The 17,328-nt window shown below is 62.1% G+C and carries 14 protein-coding genes; 6 read left to right on the top strand and 8 right to left on the bottom strand.

Features of this window, described 5'->3' with window-relative positions; all coding sequences use genetic code 11:
* The first annotated feature begins 22 nt into the window (after positions 1-22).
* On the top strand, positions 23-1,408 hold the full coding sequence (gene guaD / locus ETC27_RS07335; RefSeq protein ID WP_136254355.1) for a guanine deaminase: 1,386 nt from the start codon (positions 23-25) through the stop codon (positions 1,406-1,408).
* An 11-nt stretch (positions 1,409-1,419) separates the two neighbouring features.
* On the opposite strand, the gene ETC27_RS07330 is transcribed toward guaD, so the two are convergent.
* The 8 genes from ETC27_RS07330 to ETC27_RS07295 all read right to left on the bottom strand — a co-directional run bounded on the left by ETC27_RS07330 (position 1,420) and on the right by ETC27_RS07295 (position 11,331).
* Complete coding sequence (locus tag ETC27_RS07330) at positions 1,420-2,037, bottom strand: hypothetical protein (protein WP_240724845.1); 618 nt, start codon at positions 2,035-2,037, stop codon at positions 1,420-1,422.
* Positions 2,038-2,205: 168 nt separating this feature from the next.
* The gene (locus ETC27_RS07325) at positions 2,206-3,084 is read right to left on the bottom strand and encodes a hypothetical protein (RefSeq protein ID WP_136254354.1); all 879 of its coding nucleotides are present in this window, start codon (positions 3,082-3,084) and stop codon (positions 2,206-2,208) included.
* A 7-nt stretch (positions 3,085-3,091) separates the two neighbouring features.
* Positions 3,092-4,090 (bottom strand): adenosine deaminase, encoded by a 999-nt coding sequence (locus ETC27_RS07320; RefSeq protein WP_136254353.1) that lies wholly within the window; start codon positions 4,088-4,090, stop codon positions 3,092-3,094.
* A gap of 149 nt (positions 4,091-4,239) precedes the next feature.
* Positions 4,240-5,940, bottom strand: a complete 1,701-nt coding sequence (gene cydC, locus ETC27_RS07315; RefSeq protein ID WP_136254352.1) for a thiol reductant ABC exporter subunit CydC — start codon at positions 5,938-5,940, stop codon at positions 4,240-4,242.
* 50 nt (positions 5,941-5,990) lie between these two features.
* Positions 5,991-7,676 carry a thiol reductant ABC exporter subunit CydD gene (cydD, locus tag ETC27_RS07310; RefSeq protein WP_136254638.1) on the bottom strand — a complete coding sequence of 562 codons (1,686 nt, stop codon included), beginning with the start codon at positions 7,674-7,676 and terminating at the stop codon, positions 5,991-5,993.
* 4 nt (positions 7,677-7,680) lie between these two features.
* The gene (cydB, locus tag ETC27_RS07305) at positions 7,681-8,682 is read right to left on the bottom strand and encodes a cytochrome d ubiquinol oxidase subunit II (RefSeq protein ID WP_136254351.1); all 1,002 of its coding nucleotides are present in this window, start codon (positions 8,680-8,682) and stop codon (positions 7,681-7,683) included.
* Positions 8,683-8,685: 3 nt separating this feature from the next.
* On the bottom strand, positions 8,686-10,101 hold the full coding sequence (locus ETC27_RS07300) for a cytochrome ubiquinol oxidase subunit I (RefSeq protein ID WP_136254350.1): 1,416 nt from the start codon (positions 10,099-10,101) through the stop codon (positions 8,686-8,688).
* A gap of 243 nt (positions 10,102-10,344) precedes the next feature.
* Positions 10,345-11,331, bottom strand: a complete 987-nt coding sequence (locus ETC27_RS07295; RefSeq protein ID WP_136254349.1) for a calcium/sodium antiporter — start codon at positions 11,329-11,331, stop codon at positions 10,345-10,347.
* 118 nt (positions 11,332-11,449) lie between these two features.
* On the opposite strand from ETC27_RS07295, the gene ETC27_RS07290 reads away from it, so the two are divergent.
* From ETC27_RS07290 to ETC27_RS07270, 5 genes are all read left to right on the top strand, one after another.
* On the top strand, positions 11,450-12,841 hold the full coding sequence (locus tag ETC27_RS07290; RefSeq protein WP_136254348.1) for a PqiA/YebS family transporter subunit: 1,392 nt from the start codon (positions 11,450-11,452) through the stop codon (positions 12,839-12,841).
* On the top strand, positions 12,831-14,495 hold the full coding sequence (gene pqiB, locus ETC27_RS07285) for an intermembrane transport protein PqiB (RefSeq protein WP_136254347.1): 1,665 nt from the start codon (positions 12,831-12,833) through the stop codon (positions 14,493-14,495). The genes ETC27_RS07290 and pqiB overlap by 11 nt, the downstream gene beginning before the upstream one ends.
* Positions 14,496-14,512: 17 nt before the next feature.
* Positions 14,513-15,118, top strand: a complete 606-nt coding sequence (locus ETC27_RS07280; protein WP_136254346.1) for a PqiC family protein — start codon at positions 14,513-14,515, stop codon at positions 15,116-15,118.
* Between the two features lie 170 nt (positions 15,119-15,288).
* Positions 15,289-16,614: a DEAD/DEAH box helicase gene (locus tag ETC27_RS07275; RefSeq protein WP_136254345.1), complete on the top strand. Its 1,326-nt coding sequence runs from the start codon at positions 15,289-15,291 to the stop codon at positions 16,612-16,614.
* Positions 16,615-16,752: 138 nt separating this feature from the next.
* Entirely contained in the window at positions 16,753-17,307 is a 555-nt protein-coding gene (locus tag ETC27_RS07270; RefSeq protein ID WP_136254344.1) for a hypothetical protein, read from the top strand.
* The last annotated feature ends 21 nt before the right edge of the window (positions 17,308-17,328 follow it).

Below are 17,328 nucleotides of genomic sequence, written 5' to 3'. Positions count from 1 at the left end.
CAACCGCTGGAGATGATCTTTCATGACCGACCCCCGCCCCACCATGCGCGTGCTGCGAGGCCCCCTGGTGCGCTTTCTCGATGATCCGGGTGAAGACGACCGGCCTGCGCCGGGCAGCCTGTCCTATCTTCGCGACGGTGCCCTATGGCTCGAGAATGGCAGGATTCGTGCAGTGGGCCACTATCACGAGCTCGCGCCCCATCTGCCCGATGGAATAGAGGTGGTGGACTACACCGGCAAGTTGATGATGCCAGGCTTCATCGACAGTCATGTGCACTACGTTCAGCTCGATATTCTGGCCTCCTATGGCCGCCAGCTGCTCGACTGGCTCAACGACTACACCTTCCCCGAGGAATGCCGCTTCGCCGAACGCGCCCACAGTGAGGCCGTCGCCGAGGCGTTTCTGGACGAGCAGCTGCGGGTCGGCACGACCACCGCCCAGGTGTTCTGCAGCTCGCACCCCCAATCGGTAGACGCCTTCTTCGCTGCCGCACGGCGCAGGGGGCTGCGCATGCTGGCCGGCAAGGTGCTGATGGATCGCAATGCCCCTGCCGCGCTTACCGACAGCGTGGCCAGTGGCGTGGCCGACAGCGAACGGTTGATTGCGGATTGGCATGGCAAAGATCGGCTCGGCTATTCGCTGACTCCGCGCTTCGCACCGACCTCCAGTCCGGCCCAGCTCGACGCGACGGGCGCTATCCTACGCACGGCCCCCGACCTGCACCTGCAGACACACCTGGCCGAAAATCCCGGCGAAATTGCCTGGGTCGCTGAGCTTTTCCCCAATGCCAAGGACTACCTGGCGGTCTACGAACGCTTCGGACTGGTGGGACCCACAAGCACCTTCGCCCACGGGGTTCATCTGGATCAGGCGATGCGCGAGCGACTCGCCGGGGCCGGGGCCAATATCGCCTTCTGCCCCACGTCCAACCTCTTCCTCGGCAGTGGGCTACTCGATCGGCACGCCTGCCGCGAAGCGGGACTCGCCACCAGCCTGGCAAGCGACGTGGGTGCGGGAACCGATCTCTCCGGCTTCGCCACTCTGAAAGCCGCCTATCAGGTCGGTCAGCTACTCGGCCAGCCGCTAACCGCCTGGCAGGGCTTTTACCGCCTGACATTGGGCAATGCCCGGGCCTTGCGTCTCGATCACCACATCGGGTCTCTTGAGGCTGGCCAGGAAGCCGACATCGTGGTGCTCGACCCAGGCGCAACCCCGCTGCTGGCTCGGCGCACGGCACGCATCAGCAAAGATGATGGCAATGGCAAGGATGAGCACGCCGATCAGGCCACGCTCGGCGAACGGCTGTTCGCGTTGATGATGCTCGGCGATGACCGCTGCGTCTTCGCCACCTGGGCCGGTGGCGACTGCGTGCATCAACGGGACAGCAGCATGACGCACAACGCCTGAAGGTGAGTCGGCTAGTGTTCCTGCATCCACTGTTTGATCAGGTGGCGCTGGCCACGGCTGGTGAGCCGTTGGGTATCCAAGCCATCAGGCGTAATACCACAGGCATCATCTCCTGGCTTGAGCTGGAAACGACGCCGAGCGCCGATGGGGCTGTCCTCGGAACCATAGATAGCGACAACCCGAATTTCCAGCGCTCGAAACGATCTATCGGATAGCACATCCTGACCCTCAGCATTGGGAGCGGAGTGCTCGGCGAAATGCGCCAGGATATCTTTGAAGCTGCCCACGTGCAGGAAGTCCCCCGACTCGAGGGGGCCCTGATGACTTTGATATTGCCGTTCGTAGTCCCAGGATTGCTGTTGGTCAGCGACATCGAGTCGCTGCTCACCCTCTTCACTCTCGAGCACAGCAAAAATATGCTGAACGAAGATCGCCTCGGCACTCATATTGCTGATCAGGCACAACGAATCAAGATCCTTGCCGCTGCCCCGGTTAATGAGAATGCGAGGGCGACGTTGACGGACATAGCCGTTGTAAAGCATTTGCAAATAGATGAGCCAGATCAGTAGGGTCAAGATACCGGTAACGGCACTGAGGGCGCCGGAATTCTGGTTGAGCCACTGCATCATGTTGTGCCGACCTCCTTGTCGCATTGTTCGAGCGCCATGCCACGAAAAGACAAGGGTAACAGCTCAGACAGGCGACCTCATCGCCCCTCACCTCACCGCCTGGCCAAGCCCCAGTCTGACTCCCTATGGCTGGGATCTTATGGCGGGTCGAGTTCATTCGGCCTGCCATCAAGCCGACGTCGATGGCGCCCGGGGGCGAGGAGTGATGCCGACCGCGAGAGAGCGTGCGCCGCGATAACTGAGATAGAGAAAGCCTAGCGGCAGCAGCATGGTCTGGACGAGAAACAGCATGGTCAGCTCGACGAGGTTGTGCGTCATGGCATCAAAACGTTCCATAGCGGCTTGCACACGGCCCTTCACGCCGTCACCCAGCCGCTCCTTGAGTCCCTGCCACCAGCCCTGCTCGGCGGTATTTTCGCCATCAGGTCCGCTCGCGGCATCGACCGGGGCCGCCTCGTCGGCGATCCTCTCAAGCACCGCTTGGTCTTGCTCGAGTTCGGCATAGAGCGCCTGCCGGGTATCTGACAGATAAAGGGCTTCGACGGCGGCACTGGCCAGGGCCACCGCAATGACCGCAAAGCGCAGGAAGGCAGCAATAATCACCAACCGGCCGGCGATATTCCGCCAGCGCGAGGTGCCGACATGCAGAACCGCCACCATTCCCAGGCAGCCAAGCGACAGCGCCGCCTTGACCGGCACGCTGCCGGCGATACCCAATAACAGCTTCTGAAAGGCCAGCGACACGGTGGAGGCAAACATCACCCAGGAGAACCGCTCGACCATGTCATTGGCCGGGTCCAGCACCTCACCGAACTGGACCTGCACCACCAGCGCATCGCCGGTCACCGACTGCAGCACCGATATCACCGCATTCAATGCCTTGGCCAGGGCGAAGCTCTGGAAGGCACTGGCCAGGGATGCATCAACAGTACTCGCCGCCAGCGCTTCTGGCAGCGGTAGCCAGGCGAGCAGCGCCAGCATCACAAGACCAAGGCTTGCCAGTGTACGACGCGATGAAGACGCGACAAGGCGGGAAGCGGATGTCATGGCAGCTTCAGCTCGTTTCGGCGGCCAGGCGCGTCAAGAGCCTATCGCGACGCTCCTCGCTCATGAAGGCGGCCGCAATAGCGTTGCGGGAAAGCTCCACGAAGGTTTGCTGCGACCAGCCAAACGCACGCTGACAGGCAAGAAAGTTGTCGAGCATACCGCCGCCGAAGTAGGCCGGATCATCCGAGTTCAGCGTCAGTGTCAGTCCCGCCTCTAGAAGTGCTGGTAACGGATGCTCATCCAGCGTCTCGACAACCTTGAGACGTACATTGGAAAGCGGACACACGGTCAGCGGTATTCGACGCTCGGCTAGCTTCGCCACCAGCACCGGGTCCTCGAGACAACGCACGCCATGATCGATACGGCAGACGTCGAGCACCTCGAGTGCCTCGCAAATGTAGCTGGCCGGGCCCTCCTCGCCCGCGTGAGCGATCCGCGGCAGCCCCAGCGCCTTGGCGCGCTCAAACACCGCGGCGAACTTGGATGGCGGATGGCCGATTTCGGCGCTGTCGAGCCCCACCGCGTCGATCAGCTCCCAGTAGGGTGCGGCCAGCTCGAGGACCTCCATGGCTTCCTCGGCGGAGCGGTCGCGCAGGAAGCTCATGATCAGCGCCGTGGACAGGTCCAGCTCGCGCTCGGCCTGGCGCATGGCACGGGTCAGGCCTTCCACTTGAACATCGAGCCCGATGCCACGACTCAGGTGTGCCTGAGGGTCGAAGGAGAGCTCGACATGCACCACACCTTCGCCGTGGGCACGGCGAAAATAGTCCATGGCCAGGTCGAAGAAGTCTTCGGCAGCGCGCAGTACCGCCATCCCCTGGTAATAGAGGGTCAGAAATGAGGGCAGATCATCGAACTCGTAGGCGGCCCGCACCTCATCGACCGAGGCATAGGGCAACGCCACCCCATTGCGCTGGGCCAGGGCAAACATCAGCTCGGGCTCCAGGGAGCCTTCAATATGCAGGTGAAGCTCGGCCTTTGGCAGGCGGGTCAGGAAGTCTTGCATGGCGCTCTCCAATGAATATCTGCCTATCGTGAGACAAGTCGGGCGTCCGCGCAAAGGCTTTACAAGAGAGCGCTGCAAGCACCCTTTGTACAAGCCAGATGACACAGGGCACGTTGCGTCATTCCCCACGATAACCTCGTCGCCATGCGCTAGGAAAGATACCCATCACGCAGGGTCAGCGAACGTTCGATACCCGGGGGATCGCTGCCATCATGGCGAAGCTGATGCACCAGATAGAGCACCGTGCGACCCGCAAGCCAGGTATCCAGGCGACTGGCAATGCGTGCGGCCATCGCCCGATCAAGCCCTGAAAAAGGCTCATCGAGAATCACCATGGGCGCGTCCAGCAACAGCACTCGCGCCAGCACCAGACGACGCGCCTGGCCGCCGGAGAGCTGCCGGCCACCCTCACCGACCGGCGTCTCTAGCCCCTGGGTCAGTGCACCGGCCCACTCGGCCAGCTCCACGAGCTCGAGCACACGCCATAGTGCCGTGTCATCGGCGTTTGGATCGGCCAAGCGCAGGTTGGCGGCCAGGCTGTCATCAAAGATCTCACTATGCTGGGTGAGATAGGCCGTGCGGCTACGCAGATCACTCAACGCAATGCCGGTGAGTGCGATGCCATCCCGATGGACTTCCCCCTGATCGGGGTCGAGCAGACGCACCAGGAGCGCGGCCACGCTGGACTTGCCGGCGCCAGAGGCACCCAGCAACGCCAGGCGCTCGCCGGCTTTCAAGGTAAGATCGAGCTCGTCCAGGGCAGGCGTCAGGGCCCCGGGGTACTGCAGGGTAACGTGGCGAAGCCGCAGCGTCGGTGCCCGCTTATCCAGCACGACCGGTTCCTCAGGCTCGCTGAGCACGCTTTGCGAGTGACCCAGAGCATTGAGGCGTCGCGCTGCCGCACGGGTCGCTCCCAGCGCCGTGAACGAGGCCGGCAATGCGCCCAGCGCCTCACCCATGGCCAAGACGGCGAGCGGCATCATCACCATCAAGGGGCCGGACAGCGTCCCGGAACGGTAGGCCTCAGCCGCGAGCCACAGGGCCAGCACGGCCGTAAGGCTAATCCCCAGGCCGACCAGGACATTACCCAGCGCCGCAACCCGCCCCAACTGCCACTGATCGGCATAGAGTGCGGCCTGATCCTCATTGATGCGGCCACGATGATGCGCAAGGGTGGCATAGCTCTTGAGCTCGGCGAGGCCCTGCAGCGTCTCGAGGATGCGTCCGCGCAGGTGATCGAGGCTTGCTACGCGTCGGGTACTGGCCGCCATGCCCAGGCACGCCTGGCCAATGACCAACCAGGCCCAGAGCGCAAGCAGCACACCGCCGACCGAAAGGCCCGCCGGCAAATGGAAGAGTCCCAGCAGGCCACTGACCAGCACGATCGCCAGTAGCGCCACCAGGGGTGGCGCGAGCAAGCGCAGATACAGGCTGTCCAGGGTATCGATGTCGGCGGTCAGGCGATTGAGCCATTCACTGGCCCGCCGGCTGCCCAGCGCCCGAGCATCCAGCCGGGCCAGCACCGCGAACATGCCACTGCGCAGCTCGGCGAGCAGGCGCAGGACACTGTCATGGTTATAGACCCGCTCCAGATAGCGCGCGACGGTACGCAGCACGGCGAAGAAGCGGATGCCCCCGCCAGGGGCGTAGACATCGAGGCTGGCTGCCACACCGGCAGCCAGCAGTGCGCCGGTCAGGGCGGTGGCGGTGATAAACCAACCGGAAAGCGCCAGCAGACCGATCGCCGCCCCTACCGTCAGCGCAAGGAGCAGCGCCCCCAGCAACATACGTGACCGCCGCCGTGCCAATAGCTTGAGCCAGGGGCGCAGTTCACTTAGCAAGGAGCTCATGTCGGGTTACCCATGTAGACGTCCTCGTGCAATAGCCTGTTGCGAGCGCCTCATGCGCTGACCTCCTCGACCACTTGGCCCGCTTCGATTCTGATCACCCGATCAGCTATCGCCATCAGGGCCGGGTGGTGAGTCGCGATCAGTAGCGTGCGCCCCTCCTCGACGAGCTGTGCAAGCGACGCGGCTACTTCGGTCTCGCTGCCTTCATCCAGGCTTGCGGTGGGTTCATCGAGCAGCACCAGCGGCGCATCACTCAAGAAGATTCGCGCCAGCGCCAGTCGCTGCGCCTGGCCACCGGACAGTCCAGCCCCGCGCTCGCCCACTAGCGTTTCGAGTCCCTTTGGCAAGCGCGCGAACAGCTCGGCCAACCCGGCTCGACTGAGCGCCTTTTGCATGGCGTAATCGCTTGCATGGGTATCGGCGAGACGCAGGTTGTCGGCTATCGTGCCCTTGATCACCAGCGCTCGCTGATCCATCCAGGCCGGCCGTACGTCTCCCATGACCTCGACGCGGCCTTGATCCGGCGCGACAAATCCGGCGATCAGCTGCAACAGGGTCGACTTGCCGGCACCGGAGGATCCCGCCAGGGCGACCACTTCACCCCGTGATACCTCGAGCGACAAAGGTCCCAGCACCTGCCCCCGGCCGACATGCTCGACGCAGACCTCAGTCAGCCGCACCGAGGTGTCCACCGAATCGCCACCTTCAGGCTGCGTCTCGACCGACCCGGGTGGCGCTTCATTGAGAATCCCCACCAGCGCCTCGGCGGCGCCGAGAGCAGCGGCACGATCATGATAATGCTGTGACAGGCTGCGCAGCGGCTGGAAGAACTCCGGCGCCAGCAACAGGATCGTCAGACCACTGAAAAGCGTAAGCGATGGCGAGGGGCCGTACTCGATGTAGCCCAGTAAGCCAAAGCCCACATAGATGGCGATCACCGCAATCGCCACCGAGGCGAAGAACTCAAGCACTGCGGAAGACAGGAAGGCGATACGCAGCGTTCTCATGCTACGTGCCCGATAGTCATCAGCGGCGGCGAACACGTCCTCGACGGCACTGGCGGTTCTGCCGAACAACTGAAGCGTAGTGATCCCGCGTACCCGATCGAGAAAGTGACCAGAGAGGCGGGTCACGGCGCTAAACTGCGCCTGATTGAGACGCTGAGCGCCCATACCGACCAGGGCCATGAACAACGGAATCAGCGGTGCGGCTAATAGCAGGAACACCGCCGCTAGCCAGTCGAGCCCCAGCACAATGGCAAGGATTACCAACGGCAGTGCCGTGGCCAAACGCAACTGCGGAAGGAAACGGGCGAAATAACCATCCAGCGCCTCGACCTGCTCAACCAACTGGCTGCCGAGACCCGCAGAATGGCGAGACGCCAGCCTCACCGGGCCCAGCGCCGCCAAGTGGTCGAGCAACACTGCTCGTGCACGAGAACGAATCGCCAGGCTTGCCGCCTGGGCAGTGGTTTCCTGACACCATTGCGCCAGGGCGCGAAGCACCAACACGCCTACCAGGGCCAAAAAGAAAACGCCAACCGGCGCCTCGGGGGCGCCGGTCAGCAGTCGGTCAATGATGAGGGCCAGCAGCAGCATCTGGACGATGGTGCAGAGCCCTACCCCAAGGCCGGCCAGGGTCGCCAGGGTCAGCCGGCGGCGCTCGCCGTCGGCAAGATCCTTGAGCCAGCGCTTGGAGGTGAGAGGTGCCTGGTTCTGCGCATCACCGGACGCCATAGTGTCAGTGATAGCCTTCACCGGTGCGCACCTTGCCGCGGAACACCCAGTAGGTCCAGGCGGTGTAGGTCAGCACGATCGGGATCACGAACAGCATGCCAAGCAGCAGGAAGAGCTGGGATTCCGGCGCCGAGGCGGCGTCCCAGATGGTGTGATCCGGCGGTACGATCACCGGCCACTTGCTCGCCACCAGCCCCAGATAGGTGAAGATGAACATGCCGAGCGTCGCCAGGAAGGGCATGCCTTCACGGCGGTGACTCACCCAGCGATAGATGCCGTAGGCACAGACCATCGCCAGCAAAGGCAGCAGCCAGATAAAGGAGACTTCGCTGAACCAGCGCTCACGTACGCCACCGTCGACGAAAGGCGTCCAGGCGCTGATGATGGCAAACACCACCAGCACTGCGGCCAGAAGCTTCGGCGTGATGCGATAGGCCCACTCCTGCACGTGACCTTCCGACTTCAAGATCAACCAGGTGGCACCCAGCAGGGAATAGCCGGCCATCATGCCCAGGCCCGTAAGCACGGTGAACGGGGTCAGCCAGTCCAGCGCGCCGCCAACGTAGACGAAGCCTTCGGTCTCGAAGCCCTGGATATAGGTACCGACCACCGCGCCCTGAGCGAAGGTGGCGACCGCCGAGCCCCAGCAGAAGGCACGGTTCCACCAATGGCGGTTGCGCTTGGACTTGAAGCGGAACTCGAAGGCCACGCCACGGAAGATCAGCCCGGCCAACATCAGGAAGACGCCGATATAGAGCGCCGGCAGAAACACCGAATAGACCAGCGGAAAAGCCCCCAGCAGGCCCGCCCCACCCAGCACCAGCCAGGTCTCGTTGCCGTCCCAGATCGGCGCCACGGAGTTCATCATCACGTCCCGCGCGTCTTCATCCGGGGCGAAGGGAAAGAGAATGCCGAGGCCCAGATCGAAGCCGTCCATCAGCACATACATGATGACCCCGAAACCGATGATCGCGGCCCAGATCAATGACAAGTCGAAGGTTTGCATGGCTTAGCTCCTGACCGGATGACCGGCGTCATCGTCGAAGGGAATGTGAGTGGCGGACAGCGGGCGCTTGGCACGCTCGATATCATCGACCACCACTTCCTGATCGTGGGGCAGCATGCCCTGGCGAATGACGCGCAGCAGGTAGTAAATACCGGCCCAGAAGACCACGGCGTAGACCGCGATATATCCCACCAGTGTAAATAGCGCCATGCCGCCGGTCAGCGAGGGCGTCAACCCCTCGGCCTGCGTCATCAGGCCATACACAAGCCAAGGCGAGCGCCCGGACTCGGTGACGATCCAGCCCGCGAGTACAGCGATGAAGGGGGTGACCGACATGCCGACCAGAACCTTGAGATAGCGCTCGTGGGAATAGACTCGACCTCCCCGACGCAGCACCAGACCGGTCACGGCCACGGCGATCATGGCAAGGCCCAGCGCGACCATCACCCGGAACGACCAGAATACCAGTGCCACCACAGGTTGCTCATCTACCGGAACGTCCTTGAGCCCCGGCACTACCCCATCAGCCTGGTGTGTCAGAATCAGGCTGGCGAGGCTAGGGATGCCGACCTCGAACAGGTTCTCTTGCGCATCCTTGTCGGGAATCGCGAACAGCAGCAACGGCGCATGCGACTGTGTCTCCCAGTTGCCTTCCATGGCCGCCACCTTGGTCGGCTGATGCTCAAGGGTATTGAGACCATGAAAGTCGCCGACCACCGCCTGCGCTGGCGCTAGTACCAGCAGTAGCCACAGGCACATCGACAACGCCTTCTTATTGGCGGGTACATCGCGACCGCGCAGCAGGAACCAGGCGCTAACGCCTGCTACCACAAACCCACCGGTCAGAAAGGACGCCATGCCCATGTGCACAAAGCGATAGCCGAAGGAGGGGTTGAACAGGGCCTCAGACCAGGAAGTGACATGAAAGCTTCCGTCGATCAGCTCAACGCCTGCCGGGGTCTGCATCCAGCTGTTGGCAGCGAGGATCCAGAATGAAGAAATGAAGGTGCCGACAGCCACCATCAGCGCCGCAAACAGGTGGACCCCCTGGGGTACCTTGCCACGGCCAAACAGCAGTACGCCGAGGAAACCTGCCTCAAGGAAGAAAGCCGTTACCACCTCATAGCTGAGTACCGGACCCAAAAAATTGGCCGAAGCCTGGGAGAAGTTGCTCCAGTTAGTACCGAACTGGAAGGACATCACGATACCGGACACCACGCCCATGCCGAACACCACTGCAAACACCTTCGTCCAGAAGGAGGCCAAACGCTCCCAGGCAGGATTGCCGTTGGCAAAGAAAAGACCGTTCAATAGCGCGATGTAAGACGCCAGACCGATCGTGAAAACCGGAAAGATGGCGTGAAAACACACCACAAACGCGAACTGAATGCGCGACAAGATGAGTGGATCAAGCTCCATAAGAGCCTCCTAGACCTTGGATAATGGCAATACCGCTAGTGTGTTCACTGCCATGCATTGCGGTTACGAATAACACCGCCAATGCTAAGACAAGATTGCCTTTAAAACGTCATGCTAGGTGTGTCGCGATGCCGCACTTCTCCCTGCAAAGCATGTGGTTTTTTGCCGCACACCTCGCTCATCTTCACCAAGAGAACTGACAAAGAGACGACCCATCGGCTTTTATCTACACGACCATACAGCTCAGGCGCCACCCAGCATGACCAGGCGTATCAGATAGACGGTATAGCCAACGAACAAGGCCAGCAGCAGTCCGCCTTCCAGACGGTTGATTCGCCCCCCTCGGCCCTTGATGCCAATGGCAAAGACGGTCATCGCCAGGGTCATCACCGCCATGACCGGCCAGTCACGCACCATGACCTCACCGCCGACCTGAATCGGTGTGATGATACCGGCAAGTCCCACCACGCCAAGGGTATTGAAGAGGTTCGAGCCCACTACGTTGCCAAGCACCAGATCGTGTTCGCCCCGCCGCAATGCGCTGAGCGACGAGGCGAGTTCAGGCAGCGAGGTGCCTATCGCGACAACCGTCAGGCCGATAATCAGATCGCTGACCCCGAACGCCTCGGCGATGTCCACCGCTCCCCAAACGAGCAGGCGTGAGCTTGCCACCAGCAACACTAATCCCACCAGCGTCCAAATGACGCTGACCTTCAATGACATCGGATGGCTGTCGAGACTGTGGTCGGTCTCACTGGCGAGCGTGTCCTGACGGGCCTCGCTCTGGCGCCCCTGCCAGATACTGGCACCGATGAAAGCCGCCAGCGCCACGAGAAGAATAAACGCCTCAAGGGTGTTGATCGTGCCATCGCGAAGCTGCCAGGCCGCCAGGAGTGTCGCACCACAGAGAATGGGCAACTCACGACGCAGTACGCCGGATTGCACGGCCAATGGCGCAACCAGTGCCACCAGGCCGAGTATCAGCCCGATGTTGGTGATATTGGAGCCATAAGCATTACCTAATGCCAATCCAGGGTTGCCTTGGGAGGCCGCCAGCGCCGATACCATCAATTCCGGCGCCGAGGTGCCAAAGCCGATCACCAGCATGCCGATCAGCAGAGGCGAGAGCCCCAGATAGCGAGAGGTCGCCGCCGCCCCGTCAACAAAGCGCTCCGCGCTCCAAACCAGCAGCACCAACCCTGCTATGACCGCCAAGATAGGCAAGCCCATATACTGTGTCTCCAATTGCGCGTTGAGTTAATTAGGGCGCGCGATGGTCGCCGCAACCCAGTGGCGAACTGTAGCATCGTCAACCAACAGGATTGTATGTCTTATCCCAGCCGTCATAATGGGGCAAAGAAGGAACTTGGCCTTGATCAATACGCGCACCCCAGACAAGCGACAACCGGAACAGGAGGCTTCATCGGAAACTCCTGGGTCTCGGCGACGCCTGCGCGCCTGTCATGAGTGCGACTGGCTGGTTCGCCTGCCCCCTCTTCATCACGGCCAGAGCGCCGACTGTCCGCGTTGCGGGCACACACTTTCAACACGCCATTACCGGCCAGCAGAGCGTAGCCTGGCACTCGCCATTGCCTCTCTCCTCGCCCTGGTCATGGCCATATCCCTACCCTTCGTGAGTTTCCAGATCAGCGGGATTGGCAACCGCATCGCGCTGACTGAGACGGCCACCACCCTGATAGGCATGCATCAGCCCCTGGTGGCGACTGGGGTCGTCTTGACGACGATCGTGCTACCGATGATCTATCTGCTCAGTGTGATCTGGCTGCAGGCAGGACTGCTCAGGCGCACCCTGCTCCCGGCCAGCCGCGGCATTGCGAGGGCCTTGTCCCATCTTCACCCCTGGATGATGGCGGACGTTTTCATCATTGGCGCCCTCGTTAGCCTGATCAAGGTGGCCGGCCTGGCCGAGGTGTCTCTTGGCCTCGCTTTCTGGGCGTTCTGCTGCTTTGCCTTGCTGTTGCTGCTGACCACCCAATCGCTGGACGCCGACTGGATGTGGTTCTCGCTGGCAGGCGAGCCCGCTGCCCCCGAAGGCACTGTCACCGGCGCCAGGGCCTCCCCCCAAGGTTTGACCGGCTGTCCTACTTGTGGGCTGATCAATCGCCTGAACGCCGCCGGCAGTGGCCGGTGCCGGCGCTGCAACGAGCGGCTACACGATCGCTTGCCGCACAGTCTTCAGCGTACCTGGGCTCTTCTGTTGGCGGCGACGGTGCTCTACCTACCTGCCAATATCTATCCCATCATGATCACCACCTCCTTCGGTGATACCGAACCCTCGACCATCATCGGTGGTGTCATCACGCTATGGCAGCATGGCTCCTACCCGATTGCCGGCATTATTTTCATTGCCAGTGTCGTGGTCCCCGTGAGCAAGCTGATCGCGATGGCCTGGCTGTGCCTGCAGGTGCCTCGCAGCGGTGATCTGCATGGCGTCGCCCGCACCCGCCTGTATCGTGTTACCGAGTTCGTGGGACGCTGGTCGATGGTCGATGTGTTCGTGGTGGCGATCCTGGTAGCCCTGATTCGCGCCGACAACCTGATGTCCATTGCGCCAGGCGCAGCGGCTTTGGCCTTTGGCGCGGTCGTGGTGCTGACCATGCTGGCGGCCATGGCCTTCGACCCGCGGCTGATCTGGGATCCCCCCCTGCCCCGCTCTGGCCGCCCAAACGATGCGCCGCCCCCCTATTCTGATCATAAGGACGTTGCCCATGACCGCTGAGTCTCATGGCCAGGACACGCCGACCACCCGTGCCAGCATCAGTCGCCACACGCGGCTTTCACCGATCTGGATCGTGCCGATCGTCGCGATGCTAATCGGCCTTTGGCTATTCTATGACGATTACGCAAGCCGCGGTCCGCAAATCACACTGATCATGAGCAACGCCGAAGGCATCGAAGCCGGTAGCACCCTCATAAAGACGCGTAACGTCGAGATCGGCCGCGTCGAGGAAGTTCGCCTTTCCGACGATCTGAGCCATATCCGCGTGATCGCGAGAATGAGCCCTGACGTGGAGCCCATGCTGGTCGAAGACACCCGTTTCTGGGTCGTCAAACCGCGTATCGGCCGGGAAGGCATCAGCGGACTCAACACCGTGCTATCCGGGGCCTACATTCAGCTGCAACCCGGCAATAGCGAGGAGACGAGCGATAGCTTCGAGGTACTCGAGCAGCCACCGGTAGCGCCCGCCGATGCCAAGGGCATCCGTGTCAACCTGGTGGGCCAGCTCGGCAATTCACTGAGCGTCGGCGACCCCGTGACCTATCACGGTTTCACTGTCGGTCGCGTCGAAGAGGCTCGTTTCGACGCCGAGACACGACGCATGCGCCATCGCGCCTTTATCGAAAAGCCCTACGATGTGCTGGTCACCGACAGCACCCGCTTCTGGCCAGCCAGCGGAATCGACCTGAAGCTCGATTCCGAAGGGGTGAGCGTCAATGTAGAGTCGCTAGAAGCCCTGCTCGGCGGTGGCGTGACCTTTGGCGTTCCCGAGGATGTACCGCTTGGGCAACCCGTGAACGAAGACACCACCTTTACGCTTTACGAAGATGCGGAAAGTGCCCGCCAAGGGACCTTCAACCGCTACCTGGAATATGTCCTGCTGGTCGATGACACCGTCCGCGGTCTTTCAAAAGGCGCCCCAGTGGAATTCCGCGGCGTACGGGTTGGCACCGTAGCCAGTGTCCCCTGGGAGTTCAGTATCGACCAGCGCTCGCGCCGTGCTGGCTTCGCCATTCCAGTGTTGATCCGCATCGAACCGCAGCGCCTGGGCGAAAACCTTGAGGATATGGATATCGAGGCCTGGCGAACGCGCTTCGAAGGCTGGTTCGAAAACGGCCTACGGGCCTCGCTCAAGGCCGGCAACCTGCTCACCGGCGCGCTCTATGTCGACCTTAACTTCCAGCAACAGGCCAGCTCTCCGTATCTGGCTGACAGTTATCAAAACCGCCCGGTGTTTCCCACCACCGCAGCGGGGCTTGCCCAGATCGAGCAAAAGGTCTCGAGCCTGCTCGACAAGCTCAACGGTCTCGACGTCGAGCCCGTACTCGACGGCCTGAACCGCAACCTGGCCGCCTCACGGGCCACGCTAGAAGAAGTCCAGGAGCTGACCGCGAGCGTGAAGACTTTGACGGATAACCCCGACACCCAGAACCTGCCGGGCACACTGACCTCGACACTGGAAGAGCTCAGGGTGACCCTGGAAGGGCTGTCGCCTGGCTCTACGGCCTACGATGATCTAACCGACACCCTCGAGCGCTTTGATGCGCTGATGCGAGACCTGGGCCCCGTTGCCAAGACCCTGAGCGAGCAACCGAATGCCCTGATCTTTGATCGCCCTCGCGGTGAAGATCCTCAACCGCGAGCGCCGCGATGAACGGCAAGGAGAGCCCGATGAACGTGATCCGCCCCCTGGCCCTGTTGATGCTGCTGAGCGTTCTTGCCGGCTGCGCCACCAACGCCGCACCAGCCCGCCACTACGGCCTCCCAGCCGATCAGGTGGCGGCCAGTGAAACCGACATCAGCGAGTCTTCCCCCCCTGACGGCGAACGCTTTCTGGTGATTCGCCCCCTTGATCTGGCAAGCTTTCTCGAACAGCCAGGCATCATGCTGCAGCTCGACGACATCACCTTGAACCCGGCTCGCGATCACCTCTGGGCTGAAGAACTCGGCCCGATGCTCGAGCGTGGTCTACGTCGCCGTCTTTCTCACCGGCTCCCCCAGACCCGCGTCATTTCAGAAAATAATCCCGCTGCCCCACCCAGGGCAATGACCCTGAGGCTAGAACTCACGAGCTTCCAGGGACGCTATGATGGACAGGCGGTGGCCGCTGGCCAGTGGCAGCTGCGCGACGCCGAAGGCACACTATTGACGCTTGATAGCTTTGACGTCGAAACACCGCTGGACACCGATGGCTATCCGGCTTTGGTGCGAGCGCTTGGTCAGAGTTGGGACGAGTTGGCCAGCCGTCTGGCCAAGCGCATCCGCACGTTGCGCTGACCCCCAGGGGGCCATAAAGCTGCGCCCAGCTGATTTTTCTGTCATCATGCGCCTCCGCGGCACTTTATGGTCCCTCCTGCCGCGTCTGTCACCGATTTTTCCTCATGTCACCGCCCGGGACTCGCGCCACCTCTTCGGCGAGCGGCGGTGGCGTGTTATCCGGAGTTTGCATGAGCTTTTCCGACCTTGGCCTGCGTAGCGAACTGCTGCGCGCCGTCGAAGAACAAGGCTATACCGTTCCTACCCCCATCCAGCGTCAGGCCATTCCGGCCGTACTCAAGGGGGAGGATCTCCTTGCCAGTGCCCAGACCGGCACCGGCAAGACCGCTGGTTTCACGCTGCCGTTGCTACAGCGTCTCGCCGATGGTCCGCGCCCCAAGGCGCGCCAGATTCGTGCGCTGGTACTCACGCCCACCCGTGAGCTCGCCGCCCAGATCGGTGAAAACGTCACCGGCTATGGCCGCCACCTGAAGCTGACCTCCAAGGTCATCTTCGGCGGCGTCGGCCAACAGCCCCAGGTGGATGCCATCCGTCCGGGCCTCGATATCCTGGTTGCCACACCGGGTCGCCTGCTGGACCTGCATCAGCAGCGCCACATCGACCTGTCCCAGATCGAGACCCTGGTGCTCGATGAAGCCGACCGCATGCTCGACATGGGCTTTATCCACGACATCAAGAAACTGCTGCGGCTGATGCCGGCGAAGCGGCAGAACCTGCTGTTCTCGGCGACCTTCTCCAACGAGATCCAGACGCTGGCCAATCAGCTGCTCGACAAGCCGACCATGATCGAGGTGGCTCGCCGTAACACCACCGCCGAGACCGTCGATCAGGTGATCTACAAGGTTGACCGCGAGAAGAAGCGTGACCTGCTGGCTCATCTGATTACCGAGCATCAGTGGTACCAGGTGCTGGTCTTTACCCGCACGAAACATGGTGCCAATCGCCTGGCCGAACAGCTGTCCAAGCAGAATATTCCGTCCATGGCGATCCACGGCAACAAGAGTCAGTCCGCGCGCACCAAGGCGTTGGCGGCCTTCAAGTCGGGCGACCTGCAAGTGCTGGTGGCCACCGACATCGCCGCCCGCGGCCTGGACATCAACGAGCTGCCGCATGTCGTCAACTTCGAGCTGCCCAACGTGGCCGAAGATTATGTCCACCGCATCGGCCGCACGGGCCGAGCCGGAAGCGAGGGCCAAGCCGTGTCGTTGGTCTGCGTCGACGAGCACGGTCTGCTCAAGGGCATAGAGCGGCTGATCAAGCGTGATCTCGAGAAGCGCATTGAATCCGGCTTCGAGCCAGATCCCAATGCCAAGCCGGAACCGATCGAAAACGGGCGCGGCAAAAGCGGCGGTCGCGGTGGCAACGGCCGCGGCGGTAGTGGTCGCAATGGTGGTGCGAATTCGAGCAGCAACGGCCGTGGAGACAACGGCCAGCGTCGCCAGGGCGACGATGCTCGCGCCCCTCGCCGTCGCGCTCGGCGCCCCCAACAGGCCTGATCGCTGAGGGCGCTGGAGCCCGACAGCGTGTCGTGCGAGGTGATTCCTTAAGGGCAACCCCGGTGCCGCCACTGGCGGCACCGCTTCGACAAGACGACGCAAGGATGCGTCGTAGCATCAACAATGAGAAGGAACCTCATGTTTAACTGGATGGAGCGTCGATCCCCTTCGGTTTGGGCCATCAAGCAGATTGATGCCAACGTTATACACTTGTGCGGTCGCGGCGAAGCTGCTGGACCGGACAGCGCCAGAAAGCGTCGAAAAGAACTCGCCGAGAACCGCTACCAGGGGACCATTCGCCTCGAATATTCCGGCATGGACCTTCATGCCAGCCTGTTCGAGGCCCTGGTTCTCATCGACGATCTGGTATGGCTCGATGAGTGCTATGTTCGCTGGCAGGACCGTCGGTGGTGTGTTGCTTGGGTTCCAGAACGCTGCTGGACGTATCAAGGCCCTCTGATCCTTGAGGCGTCGATGGGCCCTGGCAAGCATTTCACCAGTACCGAAGATGTCAGCGCCATCCGCGAGAAAGCCAGCGCCCCGGCCTCCCCCGTACCCTCAAGCCGTTGGTGGGACCTTGCTGCCCTTGGCGACGAGCAGCGCCGCTTCGATTACACCTCGCCCCCAGATTTGCATCGACTCACCGCAACGTCTCAAAAACACAGAACGCTTACTCGCGCAGGCCATATCTGAACAGACGGTGAGACATGGCCA

The organism is Onishia niordana, from assembly GCF_004798965.1.
GTDB lineage: Bacteria > Pseudomonadota > Gammaproteobacteria > Pseudomonadales > Halomonadaceae > Onishia > Onishia niordana.
Note: the sequence above shows the minus strand (reverse complement) of the source record. Positions and strands in the feature narration are given on the sequence as shown.

What these genes read in the sequence shown, in the direction of transcription:
- guaD (WP_136254355.1), top strand. Translation starts at nt 23, where the DNA reads ATGACCGACCCCCGCCCCACCATGCGCGTGCTGCGAGGCCCCCTGGTG.
- ETC27_RS07330 (WP_240724845.1), bottom strand. Translation starts at nt 2,037, where the DNA reads ATGATGCAGTGGCTCAACCAGAATTCCGGCGCCCTCAGTGCCGTTACC.
- ETC27_RS07325 (WP_136254354.1), bottom strand. Translation starts at nt 3,084, where the DNA reads ATGACATCCGCTTCCCGCCTTGTCGCGTCTTCATCGCGTCGTACACTG.
- ETC27_RS07320 (WP_136254353.1), bottom strand. Translation starts at nt 4,090, where the DNA reads ATGCAAGACTTCCTGACCCGCCTGCCAAAGGCCGAGCTTCACCTGCAT.
- cydC (WP_136254352.1), bottom strand. Translation starts at nt 5,940, where the DNA reads ATGAGCTCCTTGCTAAGTGAACTGCGCCCCTGGCTCAAGCTATTGGCA.
- cydD (WP_136254638.1), bottom strand. Translation starts at nt 7,676, where the DNA reads ATGGCGTCCGGTGATGCGCAGAACCAGGCACCTCTCACCTCCAAGCGC.
- cydB (WP_136254351.1), bottom strand. Translation starts at nt 8,682, where the DNA reads ATGCAAACCTTCGACTTGTCATTGATCTGGGCCGCGATCATCGGTTTC.
- ETC27_RS07300 (WP_136254350.1), bottom strand. Translation starts at nt 10,101, where the DNA reads ATGGAGCTTGATCCACTCATCTTGTCGCGCATTCAGTTCGCGTTTGTG.
- ETC27_RS07295 (WP_136254349.1), bottom strand. Translation starts at nt 11,331, where the DNA reads ATGGGCTTGCCTATCTTGGCGGTCATAGCAGGGTTGGTGCTGCTGGTT.
- ETC27_RS07290 (WP_136254348.1), top strand. Translation starts at nt 11,450, where the DNA reads ATGGGGCAAAGAAGGAACTTGGCCTTGATCAATACGCGCACCCCAGAC.
- pqiB (WP_136254347.1), top strand. Translation starts at nt 12,831, where the DNA reads ATGACCGCTGAGTCTCATGGCCAGGACACGCCGACCACCCGTGCCAGC.
- ETC27_RS07280 (WP_136254346.1), top strand. Translation starts at nt 14,513, where the DNA reads ATGAACGTGATCCGCCCCCTGGCCCTGTTGATGCTGCTGAGCGTTCTT.
- ETC27_RS07275 (WP_136254345.1), top strand. Translation starts at nt 15,289, where the DNA reads ATGAGCTTTTCCGACCTTGGCCTGCGTAGCGAACTGCTGCGCGCCGTC.
- ETC27_RS07270 (WP_136254344.1), top strand. Translation starts at nt 16,753, where the DNA reads ATGTTTAACTGGATGGAGCGTCGATCCCCTTCGGTTTGGGCCATCAAG.